The organism is Achromobacter sp. Marseille-Q0513 (assembly GCF_018195695.1).
In the GTDB taxonomy this organism is placed as follows: Bacteria; Pseudomonadota; Gammaproteobacteria; order Burkholderiales; family Burkholderiaceae_B; genus Achromobacter.
This window is the reverse complement of sequence record NZ_JAGTJY010000017.1, coordinates 1-12,017: the sequence shown is the minus strand read 5'-3', so window position 1 is coordinate 12,017 and position 12,017 is coordinate 1. Positions and strand designations below refer to the sequence as shown.

Annotated in this window: 16 protein-coding genes; 4 read left to right on the top strand and 12 right to left on the bottom strand. The window is 67.6% G+C overall.

The features are described 5' to 3' along the window. Positions 1–12 precede the first annotated feature (12 nt). The 4 genes from KDH83_RS06150 to KDH83_RS06135 form a co-directional block, all read right to left on the bottom strand. Positions 13–414 (bottom strand): type II toxin-antitoxin system MqsA family antitoxin, encoded by a 402-nt coding sequence (locus tag KDH83_RS06150; RefSeq protein WP_212313561.1) that lies wholly within the window; start codon positions 412–414, stop codon positions 13–15. A gap of 2 nt (positions 415–416) precedes the next feature. Further along, positions 417–713, bottom strand: coding sequence for a type II toxin-antitoxin system MqsR family toxin (locus KDH83_RS06145; protein ID WP_212313559.1), 297 nt, complete (start codon positions 711–713; stop codon positions 417–419). A gap of 248 nt (positions 714–961) precedes the next feature. After that, complete coding sequence (locus KDH83_RS06140; RefSeq protein ID WP_212313557.1) at positions 962–2,014, bottom strand: Ldh family oxidoreductase; 1,053 nt, start codon at positions 2,012–2,014, stop codon at positions 962–964. Positions 2,015–2,026: 12 nt separating this feature from the next. Further along, a complete protein-coding gene (locus KDH83_RS06135) occupies positions 2,027–3,514 on the bottom strand; it encodes a DASS family sodium-coupled anion symporter (RefSeq protein WP_212313555.1) in 1,488 nt (495 codons plus the stop codon). Between the two features lie 83 nt (positions 3,515–3,597). Between KDH83_RS06135 and KDH83_RS06130 the strand changes: the two genes are divergently transcribed. After that, positions 3,598–3,771, top strand: a complete 174-nt coding sequence (locus KDH83_RS06130; RefSeq protein ID WP_212313553.1) for a hypothetical protein — start codon at positions 3,598–3,600, stop codon at positions 3,769–3,771. 24 nt (positions 3,772–3,795) lie between these two features. Here the strand turns inward: KDH83_RS06130 and slmA are convergent, their stop codons facing one another. The 3 genes from slmA to argB all read right to left on the bottom strand — a co-directional run bounded on the left by slmA (position 3,796) and on the right by argB (position 6,270). Further along, positions 3,796–4,371, bottom strand: coding sequence for a nucleoid occlusion factor SlmA (gene slmA / locus KDH83_RS06125; protein ID WP_212313551.1), 576 nt, complete (start codon positions 4,369–4,371; stop codon positions 3,796–3,798). Positions 4,372–4,424: 53 nt separating this feature from the next. Continuing rightward, positions 4,425–5,171 (bottom strand): pyrimidine 5'-nucleotidase, encoded by a 747-nt coding sequence (locus tag KDH83_RS06120; protein ID WP_212313549.1) that lies wholly within the window; start codon positions 5,169–5,171, stop codon positions 4,425–4,427. 196 nt (positions 5,172–5,367) lie between these two features. Continuing rightward, the gene (gene argB, locus KDH83_RS06115) at positions 5,368–6,270 is read right to left on the bottom strand and encodes an acetylglutamate kinase (protein WP_006216311.1); all 903 of its coding nucleotides are present in this window, start codon (positions 6,268–6,270) and stop codon (positions 5,368–5,370) included. 312 nt (positions 6,271–6,582) lie between these two features. Between argB and KDH83_RS06110 the strand changes: the two genes are divergently transcribed. After that, complete coding sequence (locus KDH83_RS06110; RefSeq protein ID WP_212313547.1) at positions 6,583–7,374, top strand: MetQ/NlpA family ABC transporter substrate-binding protein; 792 nt, start codon at positions 6,583–6,585, stop codon at positions 7,372–7,374. Between the two features lie 85 nt (positions 7,375–7,459). On the opposite strand, the gene KDH83_RS06105 is transcribed toward KDH83_RS06110, so the two are convergent. The 4 genes from KDH83_RS06105 to KDH83_RS06090 form a co-directional block, all read right to left on the bottom strand. Next, positions 7,460–7,954 carry a TlpA disulfide reductase family protein gene (locus KDH83_RS06105; protein WP_212313545.1) on the bottom strand — a complete coding sequence of 165 codons (495 nt, stop codon included), beginning with the start codon at positions 7,952–7,954 and terminating at the stop codon, positions 7,460–7,462. A 24-nt stretch (positions 7,955–7,978) separates the two neighbouring features. Further along, complete coding sequence (locus KDH83_RS06100) at positions 7,979–8,731, bottom strand: BON domain-containing protein (protein WP_212313542.1); 753 nt, start codon at positions 8,729–8,731, stop codon at positions 7,979–7,981. Then, a complete protein-coding gene (locus tag KDH83_RS06095) occupies positions 8,728–9,321 on the bottom strand; it encodes a phosphoheptose isomerase (protein WP_199770942.1) in 594 nt (197 codons plus the stop codon). The genes KDH83_RS06100 and KDH83_RS06095 overlap by 4 nt, the downstream gene beginning before the upstream one ends. A 98-nt stretch (positions 9,322–9,419) precedes the next feature. Next, positions 9,420–9,896 carry a YraN family protein gene (locus KDH83_RS06090; protein WP_212313540.1) on the bottom strand — a complete coding sequence of 159 codons (477 nt, stop codon included), beginning with the start codon at positions 9,894–9,896 and terminating at the stop codon, positions 9,420–9,422. A gap of 70 nt (positions 9,897–9,966) precedes the next feature. Here KDH83_RS06090 and rsmI point away from each other — a divergent pair, with 70 nt between their 5' ends. Together rsmI and KDH83_RS06080 are read left to right on the top strand one after the other, a co-directional pair. Further along, complete coding sequence (gene rsmI, locus KDH83_RS06085; protein ID WP_212313538.1) at positions 9,967–10,905, top strand: 16S rRNA (cytidine(1402)-2'-O)-methyltransferase; 939 nt, start codon at positions 9,967–9,969, stop codon at positions 10,903–10,905. Positions 10,906–10,928: 23 nt separating this feature from the next. Further along, positions 10,929–11,513 (top strand): methylated-DNA--[protein]-cysteine S-methyltransferase, encoded by a 585-nt coding sequence (locus KDH83_RS06080; protein ID WP_212313536.1) that lies wholly within the window; start codon positions 10,929–10,931, stop codon positions 11,511–11,513. A gap of 81 nt (positions 11,514–11,594) precedes the next feature. On the opposite strand, the gene KDH83_RS06075 is transcribed toward KDH83_RS06080, so the two are convergent. After that, the coding region (locus KDH83_RS06075) for an SPOR domain-containing protein (RefSeq protein ID WP_212313534.1) at positions 11,595–12,017 on the bottom strand (423 nt) is incomplete at its 5' end.

Sequence of the window (12,017 nt, the reverse complement as noted above, 5' to 3'; positions counted from 1 at the left end):
CGATCGCGGCATCTACGCCGCGCGGACTTCGCTCAAGAGCTCGGGGTGACGGTCCAGCACCCTGAGCAGCTTGATCAGCGCCAGCGGCGGCTTGGTCTTGCCGGTTTCGTAGCGCGAGAAGGCATTGATGCCGCCGCCGAATATCTCGGCCGCTTCACGCTGGTCCAGCGCCAGCTTCTTGCGCACGCTCGCGATGTAGGCGGGATCGACGGCGCGGGCGTTGACCTCGCGATTGAAAGCGAGCATTGCCGCGCTCAGGCGAGCCGATTCGCCGGCGTCGAACACGGCTTCGCCGCAGGCCGCGCAGTAGTCGCCGGTCGCGGACGGAATCATGGTTGTCTGGCCCTTGTAGGTGTAGGGCAGGGCGCGGGTGCCGTGAGCCAGCGCGGCGGCGCCGCAATTCGGACACTTCATGTTCACAGCTCCTTGAAGGACACGATGAGCACGTCATCGATGACCGTCAATTTCAAGTAGACGTCGCCCAGCGGGGTTCGCGGACGATAGACATCTTGCCAAATGCGGTGATCCTGGGATGTCGTCATGCTCTTGTGGAAATCCCTGGGCGTCAGCGCCCGGATGATGTCGACCATGCCATTCAGATCCAGCCCCAGGCTTGCCGCGCCGTGAAGCGCTGAACCCGTCGCACGGAACCGCCCCGCTTCCAGCAGCATCCTGACCACCTGCAGCTTGCAATGCGGTGTATGTTTTTCCATGAAAATACTAACCTAGTTGGTTAAAACCGGCAAATCGGCAGCTGCCGTGACGTTGCCGGCCTGGCGTAGACGGATGGATGGGACCATAGCGTGCGAATGCCGGCACGTTGCGCGAACCGGGGCGGTTTTATCCATGCGTGCGCCAAGCGTAGGAACTCGCGTGGGGGGTGGCCTGGGAATGAAAAAAGCCCCCCTTTCGCAAGAAAAGGGGGCTTCCTGTAAAACCAGCCAGGACGGGAACGAATGCGCTATCGAGGCAACGCGTCCGCCACGCCCAGATCCGTCGCCAGCTGCTTCATGCCGTCCCAGATACGCGCATCGAAGGTCAGCGAATCCGCGTTCAGCGCGCGGTTGGCGGCTTCGTACTCGCCGGGATACTGCACCCGGTCCACGCCGGGTTGCGGCGGGCAGGCTTGCAGGTAGTCGATGAAGGCGCCGACTTCCAGCGAGCGCCAGTCGGTGTTGAAGTCGACCTGCGGGTTCAGCAGGATGGCGAACATGTTGTTGGTGGCCACGCCGTTGCGCGGGTGTTCGGGCTGGATGGTGCCGCCGCCCGACAGCACGCCGGCCAGCAGCTCGGCCACCAGGCCCATGGCGTAGCCCTTGTGGCCGCCGAAGGGCAGCAGCGCGCCCGGCGGATCGGCGAACAGCGCGTTCGGGTCGGTGGTGGGGTTGCCCTGGGCGTCGATCAGCGATCCCGGCGGCGCCTGTTCGCCCTTGGCGGCCAGCACGCGCGCCTTGTTGACGGCGATGGAGCTGGTGGCCATGTCCACGATGAAGGGCGGCCGCCCGCCAGGCAGCGGCCCGGCGAAGCACAGCGGATTGGTGGTCATGCAGGCCTGGGCGCCGCCGAACGGCGCCACGGTGGGCGCGCGGTTGATCACGTTGGTGAAGGCCAGCAGGATCAGCCCCTGCGCCGCCACCATTTCCCCGTAGTGGCCCATGCGGCCCAGGTGGTGGCTGCGGCGCAGCGTCAGGATGCATTGGCCATGTTGCTGCGTCCGCTCGATGGCCTTTTCGATGACCACCTTGCCCACGTGCTGGCCCAGGCCGTTGTGGCCGTCATAGGCCAGCATGGCGCCACGGTCGTTGACCAGCTCGGGCCGGCCGTCGGCCTGCGCCAGCCCGTCGGCCAGCACGCGGCGGTAGTTGGTGAGGATGGACAGGCCGTGGCTGGTGTAGCCGACGCGGTCGGACTCCACCAGGTGATCGGCCACGTCGCGCGCGATGTCTTCCGGCACGCCCTGGGCGGCCAGCACGCGCCGCCCGTATTCCCGTGCCTGTTCAAGCGAGATTTTCATGCGCGCTTCTCCTTACAGCCAGCCCAGCCAGCGCCAGTAGGTCATGCCGAACAGCAGCATCAGCAGGTAGCCGACGATGGTGATGACGATGCCGACCTTGGCGAACTGGCGGGCGTTGAACGTTTCCGTGCCCAGGCACACCATGTTCTGCGGCGCGTTGATGGGCAGGATGAAGCCATAGCTGACCACGAAGCCCAGCAGCATGGTCATGCCCAGGCGGCTGAACTCGCCCGGCAGCGTGGCCAGCACCGAGATCAGGATGGGCAGCATGGCCGAGGTCAGCGCGGTGGCGCTGGCGAAACCGAGGTGGATGATGATCAGGAAGGCCGACAGGATGGCGAAGATCGCCAGCGGTCCGAGGTGGTCCAGGCCGGTGTGCGCGACCACCTGGTTGCCCAGCCATTGGCCGGCCTGCGTGGTGAGCAGCGCGGTGCCCAGGCTGATGCCGACGCCGAACACGATCACGGTGCCCCACGGTATGCGCGATTGCACGTCTTTCCAGGTCATCACGCCGAAGCGCGGCAGCATCAGCAGCACCAGGCCGAAGTAGGTGGTGGAGGTGGTGTCGAACTTGTGCAGCTTGCCTTCGGTGGCCCAGAACAGCAGCAGCAGCACGGACACGGCCATCAGGCGCTTCTGCGCGCCGGTCATGGGACCGAGATCACGCAGCGACTTCTCGACGGCTTCCTTGCCGCCGGCGATGCTGTTGCTTTCCGGCGGCAGCATCTTGAGCACCACGACGACCAGCACGGCCGACATGATCAGCGACCAGGGGGCGCCCGCGATCAGCCAGTCGGACCAGGCCACGCGCTGGCCCAGCATCTTTTCCATGAAGCCGACCGTCAGCAGGTTCTGCGCGGCGGCGGTCTGGATGCCGACGTTCCAGATGCTGGTGGCCTGCGCCACGATGATCATGATGCCGGCGGCGATGTTCGAGCGCTTGTCCACGCCGAAGGCCGCGATCACGCCCATCATGATGGGCACCACCGCGGCGCTGCGCGCCGTGGCGCTGGGCACGACCAGGCTCAGCACGATGGTCACGGCGATCGCGCCGATCAGGATGCGGCGCGTGCTGGTGCCGACCTTGGACAGCGTGACCAGCGCGATGCGTCGGTCCAGTCCGGTGAAGGTCATGGCGGCGGCGATGAACAGCGCGCCGGTCACCAGCGCCAGCGCCGAGTTGGCGAAGCCTGTCAGCGCCATGCTGATGGCGGCGGAGGTGCCGTACAGCACCTGAGGATCCTTGATGGTCGGCGCAGTGCCGAGCAGGAAGGCCATCAGCGTCGTGATCATGATGGCGCTGGCTTCGTACGACACGGCTTCGGTGATCCACACGACCACGGCGAAGGCCAGGATGGCCAGCATGCGATGGCCAGCGACCGGCAGGTCCGCCGGCAGGGGCATCAGCAGCACTGCGATCAGCGCGACAAAGCCGGCGATGAGTCCGATGGGGATCTTGGTTTTGTTTTGTGGGGCAGGGACGGCGGCTGGCGCGGTCATATCCATCTCCGGTTGAGGTCAAACTGACGACACGCCGCCCCGCGAGCACGGGATGAATCAATTCGGCATGTCGACGCTACAGTATGATCGTGACGGCATTCAGGAAAACCCGTATTGATATGGGTCAAGCCACCTGGAAATCGCGCTTGTGGGAACCCATCCGCGGCATTATGCTCGTCGGCCCCGAAAAATCGCAAGCCCGCCAACGGGTTGCGCGCACGCGCGGCAAGCGGCGCGCGCAGCGGCTGCGCGAGTAGATCGGAGGGGCTTCTTGCGGGCGCTCAGCCCAGCGCCAGGCGCAGCTGTTCGTCCAGGTGCAGCGTGGGCGTGACGCGCCAGCCGCTTTGCGCATAGCGCAGCCAGCGACCCAGCACCAAGTGCGTCAGCAGGCTGGCATGGGCGCTGATGTTGGCCTCGGGCGGCAGGCCGCCGTCGGTCACGGCGGTGCGCAGCGACTGTCGCAGCGAGGCCTCGATGCGGTCGTTGATGTGGTTGATGCGTTCCTGCAGCCGGTTGTCCTCGGTGACCAGCGCGTCGCCGGTCAGCACGCGGGTCATGCCCTTGTTGCGTTCGGAGAAGGTGAGCAGCATGGCCACGGTCTGGCGCGCCTGGGTCACGCCCAGCGGCTCGGCGGCGGCGATCTGGTTGACCAGCGTGAAGATGCTGGTCTCGATGAATTCGATCAGCCCTTCGAACATCTGCGCCTTGCTGGCGAAGTGGCGGTACAGCGCGGCCTCGGATACCGACAGGCGCGCGGCCAGCGCGGCCGTGGTGATGCGGGAGGCGTGCGGCTGCTCCAGCATTTCGGCCAGGGTCTGCAGTATCTGGGTCTTGCGTTCGCCGGGTTTGCTCGCCATGAAAGTGTCTGGTCCACGCAGGCTGACGGAAGGGTGGGGGGTAAGACCCGCCGCTATCCTCGCAGGGGACGTCGGCGCAACAGCAAATCACTGACCGAGTTTACCCGCAAGTCGACGTAGGACGGCCGTTGCGAGCGGCCGCGTCCGAACGGCGTGCCGGGATGATAGACGTGGACCGTGCGCAGGCCGGCGCGGCGCGCGCCGCGCAGGTTGGCCAGCGTGTCCTCGACCAGCACGGTGCGGCGGGGCGATGCGCCCTCGCGCGCCAGCACGTAGCGCAGCAGGGCCGGCGATGGCTTGGGGCGGAACTCGCCATGCAGGCGCATGTGCTCGATGGCCCAGAGGCTGTCGAACTGGCGCAGGATGCCCCGGCGGCGCAGCACCGCGCGCGCGGACTCGAGCGGCGCGTTGGTCAGCAGCACCTTGCGTCCGGGCAGCTGGCGCAGCTTGTAGGCCAGCGCCTTCTCGGCGCGCACCAGCGGGTTCACGTCGAAGTCGTGGCTGCGGTGCAGGAACTCGTGCGGGTCCACGCCATGGTGGCGCACCAGGCCGATCATGGTGGCGCCGTAGCGCTTCCAGTACTTGCGGCGCAGGTGGTTGGCCGTGTCGATGTCCACGCCCAGCGTCTCGGCCACGGCCATGGTCATGCCGTGGTCGATGCGCGGGAAGATCGCGTGCGACGTGTCGTGCAGCGTGTTGTCCAGGTCGAACAGCCACAACAGCCCGTCGTCGTGCGCGGCGGTCCTGCGAGACCGCCGCACGCGCACCGCGGGCCGCTGCAATTGGCGCAGGCTTCGCATCAGTTGCCCATGGCGCTAGGCACCGTCCAAGTTGAGGCTATACGACCCCGACAGGGGCTGCGCGGAGCCGGCTTTGCCGGTCCGCAGCAGCGCCCCCTTGAGGGGGAGGCGCGCAGCGCTTCGGGGTGGGAGCATCCTTCCGGTCCGCAGCAGCGCCCCCTTGAGGGGGAAGCGCGCAGCGCTTCGGGGGTGGGCATCAATGCGAGCTGATCATGGTGCCGACGCCTTGGTCCGTGAGGATTTCCAGCAGCAGGCAGTGCGGCACGCGGCCGTCGACGATGTGGACCGAGTTCACGCCGTTCTTGGCGGCGTCCAGCGCCGACGAGATCTTGGGCAGCATGCCGCCCGAGATGGTGCCGTCGGCGAACAGCTCGTCGATGGTCTGGGCCGACAGGCTGCGCAGCAGCTTGCCCGCCTTGTCCAGCACGCCCGGGGTGTTGGTCAGCATCAGCAGCTTTTCGGCGCCCAGCACTTCGGCCATCTTGCCGGCGACCACGTCGGCGTTGATGTTGTAGGCGGTGCCATCCTCGCCATAGCCGATGGGCGAGATGACCGGGATGAACTGGTCGTCCTGCAGCGCCTTGACCACGGCCGGCTCGACCAGCGTGATGTCGCCGACGAAGCCGATGTCGATGGGCTCGGCGGGGTTGTCCTTGTTGGCCATCAGCTTCTTCTGGGCCTGGATCAGTCCGCCGTCCTTGCCGGTCAGGCCCACGGCCTTGCCGCCGACTTCGTTGATCATCATGACGATGTCCTGCTGGACCTGGCCGCCCAGCACCCATTCGACGACTTCCATGGTCTCGGCGTCGGTGACGCGCATGCCCTGGATGAAGGTGCCCTGCTTGCCGATGCGGCGCAGCGCGTCATCGATCTGCGGACCGCCGCCGTGGACCACCACGGGGTTCAGGCCGACCAGCTTGAGCAGCACCACGTCGTGCGCGAAGCTGCGCTGCAACCGCTCTTCCGTCATGGCGTTGCCGCCGTACTTCACCACGATGGTCTTGCCGTGAAATCGTCGAATGTACGGCAAGGCCTCGGACAGCACGGCGGCTTTGACGGCGGGAGACGAGACGGCAGCAGGGTCGGGGGTGTCGGTCATGGCAGCTAAGTCGGTAAATAGATGATTGAAAAAGCGTGGGTCATGAGAGGGGAAAGCCTTCGCTTCCTGGGAGGCGGCGGCATGAAAATGCCTGCGCGATAAGGCACAGGAACCGCGCCAGCGCAAGCATACGACGGATTGTAGTACCCGCTACCGGCTTATATCCAAAACCCATGTTCATATGCCCGACAAATAACCGGCATTCAGGTAAATTGGGGGCGTTTTCACAACGGCGCCGCGCTCCACGAGAGGGCGGAACCCCAACCGGCCGGGCATCAGCCCCCGATTTCCTACCTATAAAAGAGGCAATACATGCGTTTGAACTTCGTCCGGTCGGCCCTGGCGGCCTCGGCTTTCTTCCTGGCGGCCGCAGGCGCCGCCCATGCTGAAAAAATCGTGGTGGGCGCGACCCAGGTGCCGCATGCCGAAATCCTGGAAGTGGTGAAGCCGCAGTTGGCCAAGGAAGGCGTGGAACTGGACATCAAGGTGTTCAGCGACTACGTGCAGCCCAACCTGCAACTGAACGACAAGCAGCTCGACGCCAACTTCTTCCAGCACAAGCCTTACCTGGAGTCGTTCAACAAGGACCGCAAGGCCACGCTGGTGCCGGTGGCCCTGGTGCACGTCGAGCCCTTCGGCGGCTACTCCAAGAAGATCAAGAACATTTCCGAACTCAAGGACGGCGCCACGATCGCCATCCCGAACGATCCGTCCAACGGTGGCCGCGCCCTGGTGCTGCTGCAGAAGCAGGGCCTGGTCAAGCTGAAGGATCCGTCCAACATCCTGGCGACCGCCGCCGACGTGGTCGAGAACCCCAAGAAGCTGAAGTTCCGCGAACTGGAAGCCGCGATGCTGCCGCGTTCGCTGGACGACGTGGACCTGGCGCTGATCAATACCAACTACGCGCTGGAAGCCGGCCTGGTCCCGACCAAGGACGCGCTGTTCATCGAAGGCTCCGATTCGCCCTATGCCAACGTGCTGGTGACCCGTGCCGACAACAAGGACGCGCCGGCCATCAAGAAGCTGGTCAACGCGCTGCACACGCCCGAGGTGAAGAAGTTCATCCAGGAAAAGTACAAGGGCGCCGTGGTGCCGGCGTTCTAAGCCGGGCAGGCTTGCCAGCCGGGCAAAAGAAAACCGCTCTTCTCAGAGCGGTTTTTCTTTGGGCGGAACCGGGATCGAATGCGGTTCAACCCGCGGCCAGCGCCTTTTCCACGGTGGCGTGGAATTCGGCCACGTCGTATTCGCCCAGATAGCGCTTGATGATGCGGCCCTGCTTGTCGATCAGGAAGGCCGTGGGCGTCAGGCGGATGTCGCCGAAGGCGCGGGCGATGTCGCCCTTGGTGTCCAGCGCCACCGGGAAGGGCAGCTTGCGGGTCTCGGCGAAGTTCAGCACGAAGTTGGGCGGGTCGTAGTTCATCGCGACCGCGATGGCTTCGTAGCCCTTGGCCGCGTACTCGTTGTAGGCCGAGATGGTCTCCGGCATCTGCTTGACGCAGGTGACGCAGCTGGTCGCCCAGAACTTCACCAGCACGACCTTGCCGCGCAGGTCCTGCATGGAGAAGGACTTGCCTTCCAGCGTGGTGAATTGCACGTCCGGCGCAGTCTGCGCCGGGCGCAGCAGGAACCAGCCGCCGATGCCGGCGGCCACCAGGAGGGTCAGGGCTAGAAGGGCTTTTTTCATCGCTGGGCCGCGTGGAGTAGGGCGTTATTTGATCGGTATGGCCTGCACGCCGCTGCTGCCGCCGGAGGCGTTGCTGTCGCCCTGGGCGCCGGCGCTGCTTTCGATGGGCGCCTTGGCGTCGGCGGAGGAGCCGGACTGCGAGGACTTGGATCCGCTGCTGGACAGCCGCACGGCTTCCTCGCGGCTGATGGTCTCGAACAGTTTAACAACCTTGGTCACGCCGCCCACGTCGGCCGCCGCGTTGGCGGCGTAGTCGCCCTCGGCCTGGGTCAGCTTGCCCATCAGGTACACCACGCTGTGGTCGGTGGTGACGGCGATGGTGCCCGACGGCACGTACTTGGTGTTGATCAGGGCCGTCTTGACCTTGGAGGTCAGCCAGGTGTCGTTCGAGCGCACGCCCAGCGAGGCGATCGGGCCCACGGTCAGCTGGTTCACCACCTGCTTGACGTTCTCGACGCCGCGGGCCATGGCGGTGGCCTGGTTCTTGGCCTCGTCCGTGGCCACGTCGCCGGTCAGCAGCAGGATGCCGCCATAGGCCATGGCGTTGACCCGCGCGGTCTCGCCCAGCTTCTGGGAAATCTGGTGCTGCGCCTTGAAGGCCATGTTCTGGTCTTCGAGCTGGGTGCCCGACGTGCGGCGGTCGGTCACGACCACCGCCGTGGTGGCGGCGGCGCCGCCGACGATCAGGGGCGCGCAGGCCGACAGCGACAGGGCGGCGGTCGAGAGCAAGGCGGCGAGCAGCAGCGGGCGGACCGCGGTCCTGGCGTCAGAAATCATTCGGTGTCTCCTAGCAGAAGAGCGTCAATGCCGTCACAAAGGGCGTGCAGCAGCAAGATGTGGACTTCCTGGATGCGCATCGTGCGATCACTGGGCACGCATAGATGGACGTCCATTGGCGTAATGAGTTCCCCCATGACGCCGCCGCCCTTGCCGGTCAGGGCCAGCACATGCATTTCCCGGGCGCTGGCCGCTTCCATGGCGCGCACCACGTTGGGCGAGTTGCCGCTGGTGGAAATGGCCACCAGCACGTCGCCGGGCTGGCCCAGCGCGTTGACCTGGCGCTCGTAGATCTCGTCGAAGCCGTAGTCGTTGCCGACCGCCGTCATGATCGAGGTGTCGGTATTGAGCGCGATGCCGGCCAGGGGCAGGCGTTCGCGCTCGAAGCGGCCCACCAGTTCGGCGACGAAATGTTGCGCGTCGGCGGCCGAGCCGCCATTGCCGCAAGCCAGAATCCTGCCATTGTTCGCCAGGGCGCCAAACAGCACGTCCACCGCCACCGCCAGCGGTTCGGCCAGCTCGTTCATGCTTTGCTCGAGCGTGGCCGCGGCATCGCGAAAGTGCGACGTCATACGAGAGGTCATATCCATGGGCGCGATTATCTCATGGGGCCGTGACGCCGGCCTGACCAGGCGTAACGGCTTTTCGCCTTGTCGTAACCGGCCTGTCGCCGGGCGCGCCGGACCGTTCAGCCCGCGACCAGGAAGGCATCGCGCAGCCACCGGGCAACGCCGGATTCGAAGGCGACCACGTCGAAACGCGCGGCCGGCGGGACGCCGCGCCAGTGGCGGGCGGCCAGGCGCGGCAGCCAGTACGCGGCCGCCCGGGCCAGCCGCCGCTGCTTGGCCGCGCCGATGCTGGCTGCCGCGCCGCCGAAGCGCGCGTCGCGGCGGGCGCGGACCTCGACGAAGACCAGCACCGCGCCGTCGCGCATGGCCAGGTCGATCTCGCCATGACGGCAGGCCAGGTTGCGCGCCAGCAGGATCAGGCCGCGCGCCTGCAGCAGGCGCAGCGCGGCGTCCTCGTGGGCGTCGCCGACGCGCTGGGTGGGCGAGCGGCGCGGTGCGGGGACGGGCTGGCGCGTCGTCGCGCGCCGTTTGCGCCGGGCGCGGCGCCGCGCGGCCTGCGCGAGCGCCAGGGCCAGGGGCAGGATCTCGTCGTTCATGCGGGCTCCAGGGCGGAAGGGATGCGCCAGGCGGCTACACTGGCATGGTTTTCCGCCTGAGCTGCCCGCAATGAATCAAAATGTCTCACCCGCCGCCGGCGATGCCTGGAGCCGGGTCGCCGAGAGCGTCGCCGGCCAGCACTGGCCCGCCGCGACGCTGTACGTGGTGGCCACGCCCATCGGCAACCTGGGCGACCTGGGCCTGAGGGCCTGGCATGCCCTGCAGCGCGCGGACGTGATCGCCGCCGAGGACACCCGCGCCAGCCGCAAGCTGCTGGACGCCTGGGGCGTGGGCACGCCGCTCATGGCCGCCCATCGGCACAACGAAGCCTCGGCCGCGCAGGCGATCTGCGAGCGCCTGGCCCAGGGCCAGCGCGTGGCGCTGGTGTCCGACGCCGGCGCGCCGGCCGTCAGCGATCCGGGCGCGCGCGTGGTCCGCGCGGTGCGCGAGGCCGGCTACGCGGTGGTGCCGGTGCCCGGCCCCAGCGCCGTCATCGCGGCACTGATGGGCAGCGGCGTTACGTCCGACGAGAATCCCGCCTTCGCCTTCGCCGGTTTCGCGCCGCCCAAGGCGGCCGCGCGCCAGCGTTGGCTGCGCACCTGGTGCGCGCTGCCGGCGCCAGTGGTGATGTTCGAGTCGCCGCACCGGCTGGCCGCCACGCTGGCGGACCTGCTGGAGGTCTGCGGCCCGGCTCGCAAGCTGACCGTGGCGCGCGAGCTGACCAAGCGCTTCGAGGAAATCGCCACCTTCGCGTTGGGCGAGGGCGCGGCCTGGCTGGCCGCCGACCCGCACCGCGAGCAGGGCGAGTTCGTGCTGATCGCGCACGCCGACGAGGCCGGAGAGGACGAGGGCGAGGTCGACGCGCGCGCTGACGCGCTGCTCGACGCCTTGCTGGAAACCCTGTCCGTGCGCGACGCGGCCAAGGTGGCGGCCAAGGTCACGGGCCTGCCCAAGGACGCGCTGTACAGCCGGGCGCTGCGCAAGACGGCCGCCGGCGACGGGCAGTAAGCGGGATAGATGGAGTAATTGGCATGGTCTATGCAACGGTCGCGTCCGGCAAGCACGGCGACCCCAACGAACAGCTGGTCTACCGGGACATGCCCACGCCGCTGGGCGAGATGCGCCTGATCGCCAGCGCCAAGGGCCTGCGCGGGGCGTGGTTCACCGACCAGGCGTTGCTGCCTTCGTCCGAAGGCTGGCTGCGCGACGAATCGAATCCGATCCTGGAACAGGGGCGGCGCGAGCTGGACGAGTGGTTCGCCGGCGGCCGGCGCACGTTCGACGTGGCGCTGGATCCGGTCGGCACGCCGTTCCAGCATGAAGTCTGGCGCGCGCTGTGCGCGCTGGATTTCGGCGTGCTGACGAGCTATGGCGAACTGGCGCGGACCGTGGGCCGGCCCAAGGGCGCGCAGGCCATCGGCGGCGCGGTGGGTCGCAATCCGCTCATCATCATCATTCCCTGTCATCGCGTGATCGGCAGCGACACCTCGCTGACCGGTTTTGGCGGCGGGCTGCCGCGCAAGCAGGCGCTGCTGGCGCACGAGGGCAATCTGTACGTGAGCCGCAGCCCGCGGGCGCGCCGCGTCTGCGACGGGCAGGCCGAACTGCCCTGGTAGCGCCGGGCGTTGCGTAGCCTGACGGCTTTTTGGGATCGTCGAGGATGACGGGCGCGACGCGCGCCCGCCGGACCGCCGCGCCTACTGGGCGGCGATGCTGGGCAGGATGCCGATGCGATCCGACACCTGCTGCACGGCGTTCAGCGCGCTCTGGCGGTCGGGGTAGGGGCCGATCTTGACGCGGTACAGGTTGTTGGCCTGCTCCATCATGGCGGGCGGCGCGCCTTCCGCGCTCAGCTGCGCATTGATGCGGCTGACCAGCGTCTGCGCATTGGCCGGCTGGCTGAACGCGCCCACCTGCAGATAGACGTTGCCGATGCCGCCGGCGGGTCGGGCCGGCTGCGGCGTGGCCGGCAGCGCCACCGGCGTCAGCGCGGCCGGGGCCGCGGCGACTGGCTCGGCCACCGGCTGCGAACCCGTGGCCGACGACGGCTGGGGCGGCGGGACGGCGGGGCCTTGCGAGGCCAGGCGCCGGATCTCGTCGGCGCCGATGCTTTCCACCAC

Excerpts from the sequence above, each read along its gene's own strand:
- KDH83_RS06150 (WP_212313561.1), bottom strand. The coding sequence starts at position 414 with ATGAAGTGTCCGAATTGCGGCGCCGCCGCGCTGGCTCACGGCACCCGC.
- KDH83_RS06145 (WP_212313559.1), bottom strand. The coding sequence starts at position 713 with ATGGAAAAACATACACCGCATTGCAAGCTGCAGGTGGTCAGGATGCTG.
- KDH83_RS06140 (WP_212313557.1), bottom strand. The coding sequence starts at position 2,014 with ATGAAAATCTCGCTTGAACAGGCACGGGAATACGGGCGGCGCGTGCTG.
- KDH83_RS06135 (WP_212313555.1), bottom strand. The coding sequence starts at position 3,514 with ATGACCGCGCCAGCCGCCGTCCCTGCCCCACAAAACAAAACCAAGATC.
- KDH83_RS06130 (WP_212313553.1), top strand. The coding sequence starts at position 3,598 with ATGATCGTGACGGCATTCAGGAAAACCCGTATTGATATGGGTCAAGCC.
- slmA (WP_212313551.1), bottom strand. The coding sequence starts at position 4,371 with ATGGCGAGCAAACCCGGCGAACGCAAGACCCAGATACTGCAGACCCTG.
- KDH83_RS06120 (WP_212313549.1), bottom strand. The coding sequence starts at position 5,171 with ATGCGAAGCCTGCGCCAATTGCAGCGGCCCGCGGTGCGCGTGCGGCGG.
- argB (WP_006216311.1), bottom strand. The coding sequence starts at position 6,270 with ATGACCGACACCCCCGACCCTGCTGCCGTCTCGTCTCCCGCCGTCAAA.
- KDH83_RS06110 (WP_212313547.1), top strand. The coding sequence starts at position 6,583 with ATGCGTTTGAACTTCGTCCGGTCGGCCCTGGCGGCCTCGGCTTTCTTC.
- KDH83_RS06105 (WP_212313545.1), bottom strand. The coding sequence starts at position 7,954 with ATGAAAAAAGCCCTTCTAGCCCTGACCCTCCTGGTGGCCGCCGGCATC.
- KDH83_RS06100 (WP_212313542.1), bottom strand. The coding sequence starts at position 8,731 with ATGATTTCTGACGCCAGGACCGCGGTCCGCCCGCTGCTGCTCGCCGCC.
- KDH83_RS06095 (WP_199770942.1), bottom strand. The coding sequence starts at position 9,321 with ATGGATATGACCTCTCGTATGACGTCGCACTTTCGCGATGCCGCGGCC.
- KDH83_RS06090 (WP_212313540.1), bottom strand. The coding sequence starts at position 9,896 with ATGAACGACGAGATCCTGCCCCTGGCCCTGGCGCTCGCGCAGGCCGCG.
- rsmI (WP_212313538.1), top strand. The coding sequence starts at position 9,967 with ATGAATCAAAATGTCTCACCCGCCGCCGGCGATGCCTGGAGCCGGGTC.
- KDH83_RS06080 (WP_212313536.1), top strand. The coding sequence starts at position 10,929 with ATGGTCTATGCAACGGTCGCGTCCGGCAAGCACGGCGACCCCAACGAA.